The 2,534-nt window shown below is 39.1% G+C and carries 3 protein-coding genes and 1 pseudogene; 2 read left to right on the top strand and 2 right to left on the bottom strand.

Features of this window, described 5'->3' with window-relative positions; translation table 11 throughout:
* Positions 1–129: pseudogene (locus B2R65_RS06560) on the bottom strand (HNH endonuclease); the annotation flags it as partial.
* Complete coding sequence (locus tag B2R65_RS06555) at positions 126–725, bottom strand: class I SAM-dependent methyltransferase (RefSeq protein WP_286741723.1); 600 nt, start codon at positions 723–725, stop codon at positions 126–128. The pseudogene B2R65_RS06560 and the gene B2R65_RS06555, both read right to left, overlap by 4 nt.
* 285 nt (positions 726–1,010) lie before the next feature.
* On the opposite strand from B2R65_RS06555, the gene B2R65_RS06550 reads away from it, so the two are divergent.
* Together B2R65_RS06550 and B2R65_RS06545 are read left to right on the top strand one after the other, a co-directional pair.
* Positions 1,011–1,748, top strand: coding sequence for a substrate-binding periplasmic protein (locus B2R65_RS06550; RefSeq protein WP_286741722.1), 738 nt, complete (start codon positions 1,011–1,013; stop codon positions 1,746–1,748).
* Positions 1,745–2,497, top strand: a complete 753-nt coding sequence (locus B2R65_RS06545; RefSeq protein WP_286741721.1) for a substrate-binding periplasmic protein — start codon at positions 1,745–1,747, stop codon at positions 2,495–2,497. Before B2R65_RS06550 ends, B2R65_RS06545 begins: the two co-directional genes overlap by 4 nt.
* Positions 2,498–2,534 lie beyond the last annotated feature (37 nt).

The following is a 2,534-nucleotide window of genomic DNA, read 5'->3' as shown; positions in this document are numbered from 1 at the left end:
TTGCTCTACGCATACATCGGCAATGGCGTGTAAAAGTGCAAACTTGTAGGTAGCGCTAAAATCGCCCTCAACCAACATGCGTTGAATATACGCAATAAAGTCTAGTTGTTGCTGCATTGCGCTAATCATAAAATGGGAGCAGCCTTTATTATGGCGTTTAGCCACACTTCGCTTTCGCGCCCTGGGCGCTGATCAACACTTTGCCAGTGCTTAATTATGCTTAATTGCGTGTGTTGATTTAGCAAACTACTTAATAACTGCTCGGTTAAATCGGTAAATTCACGGCCATTATGTACACGCTCTTGCGTGCCATATTTAAACGATACATATAAAACGCCATTGGGTTTAAGCGCATTTTGCAGGTTTATAAACACCTGCGGTAACTCGGCCTTTGGCACATGTAACAAACTGGCGCAGCACCAAATACCGTCGTATTTATTAACACACTCAAGCTCTAGAAAGGTTTTAACAGCTACCTGTTGTTGTAAGTAATTACTGGCTAACTCTGCAAGTGCAGGGCTTGCATCAAAAGCCGACACACTAAAGCCTTGGCTTTTAAAATAGGCTGCATCGCGAGCTGAGCCACAACCTGCATCTAGCACATGGCCATTTTGGACAACATAAGGTAAAAACTCACGGTAAAGCGCCGACATATCAACATTAAGTGTTGAGTCGCTAAAGGTTTGTGCATTTTGGTTATAATAATTTAGTGTGGTATTGGGCACTGCTTATACCGCTCCTTGGCTTTTGCGAGTTCGCAACGTTAATACTGCATTCATGTTTGTTTAATCTACAGGAACAAGCCGATAAATTAAAGAACTTATAAGTAGGTTTTTTTAGCTTAATACGCTGTTTGTATTGAATTTAGCAATAATTATCTCCTTAAAACCTTAACCCTCTCCTTTTTAGATACATTTTTTTACAACTTTAATGATTCCTTCACCATTATATTATTTTGCTAGGTTATACTGTTTTAATAACGTACAAAAAAAGCTTACCTCAGAGACTTAATGAATAAATTAATAACCTTACTATTGTGTGTGTTGTTTAGTACCTCTTGGGGTGTGTTTGCCTGTGAAAGAACGCTTAGCGTTGGCGCACATGATGCTTTTTGGCCGCCGTATGTAATGGGCATTAGTGGCCAGTTGCAGGGTAAAGAGGTGGATGCGTTAACTATTATTTTTAAAGACTCGCCTTTTTGTTTTGAAATAAAAATGCTGCCTAATTCTAAACGGGCTTTTACCGAGCTGCGCCATGGCCGAATAGACATAGGCTGGGCGGCAAGTTACACCAGTGAGCGGGCTAAATATGCTCATTATACAAAGGCCTACCGCACCGAGGTAATGCGTTTATACGAAAACAAAAACAATCAACACAAGGTTAAAAACTTAGCTGATATTTTTAACCAAGGTTTAACCATAGGCGCTAACTTTGGTAGTTATTATGGCGAAGAGTTTGAGCAGTATAAAAAAAGCCATAAAAAACAAATAGAATACACCAGCGCAACCAGTAAGCGCTTTGAAATGCTTAATAAGCAGCGTATAGATTACGCAATAGAAGACGAGCTAGTAGGCAATTATTTAAGTAAGCGTGGTAACAGCTTAATGAAGGCGCCTACCGTACCCGCTATTAATAAAGACCAAATACACCTAATGCTAAGCAAAAGAACAGTAACGCCTGATGAGGTTAAAATTATTAACGCGCATATAGCTAAAAATAAAGCGGCACTTAAGGCGCTGTTTGAATGAATGTTTTGAGCTGTACGCGTGTGTTTTTATTGGTGTGGGTAACGTGTTTGGGGTTATTAAGCGCTAAAGCCCAAGCATGCGATAAAACAATTAATGTAAGCACCAACGAGCGCTACTGGCCGCCATATGTGGTGCTAAAAAACAATACGTTAACGGGTGTTGAAATAGATATAATTAAAACCATTTTTAAAGATTCCCCTTTTTGTATAAATTTTACGTTATTACCTAACTCCTTACGCGCCTTAGAAGAGCTAAAACACGGCCGTGTAGATTTAATGTTTGCAGCAAGTAAAACCCGTGAGCGCCAAGCTTACGCCCACTTTAGTTTGCCTTATCGCGAAGAAGTAATGTTGTTGTATAAACATGCTGGCTCGGCAAATATTAGTTCGTTAGAGCAGTTATTTAAAAAAGGCTTAACAGCCGGCGTTAATCGCGGCAGCTTTTTAGGGCACACGTTTAAAACGTTAAGCGATAAATATAACAAGCAAATAGTACTTACCAGCGATGCCGATAAACGCTTTGCTTTATTAAATAAAAAGCGGGTAGATTTTGTAGTAGACGATTCGTTAGTGGCGCACCATTTTGCTAATAAATACACGGCTATTTTACCCGTTGAGCAAGTAGCGCCTATTAACGTAAATAATGTGCATTTTATGATGAGCAAAAAAACGATTTCTTTAGAAGAAGTTAACACTATTAATGCGCATATTGTAAAAAATAAAGCGGCGCTTAAGGCGTTATTTAAGTAATAATACCAACCCACATTAATACTTAATCATTTTCAGG

Origin of the sequence: Pseudoalteromonas sp. UBA2102 (assembly GCF_002331165.1) — a bacterium.
In the GTDB taxonomy this organism is placed as follows: domain Bacteria; phylum Pseudomonadota; class Gammaproteobacteria; order Enterobacterales; family Alteromonadaceae; genus Pseudoalteromonas; species Pseudoalteromonas atlantica.
The sequence above is the reverse complement of the archived record's forward strand: the minus strand, read 5'-3'. Positions and strand labels throughout refer to the sequence as shown.

Excerpts from the sequence above, each read along its gene's own strand:
- B2R65_RS06550 (WP_286741722.1), top strand. The coding sequence starts at position 1,011 with ATGAATAAATTAATAACCTTACTATTGTGTGTGTTGTTTAGTACCTCT.
- B2R65_RS06545 (WP_286741721.1), top strand. The coding sequence starts at position 1,745 with ATGAATGTTTTGAGCTGTACGCGTGTGTTTTTATTGGTGTGGGTAACG.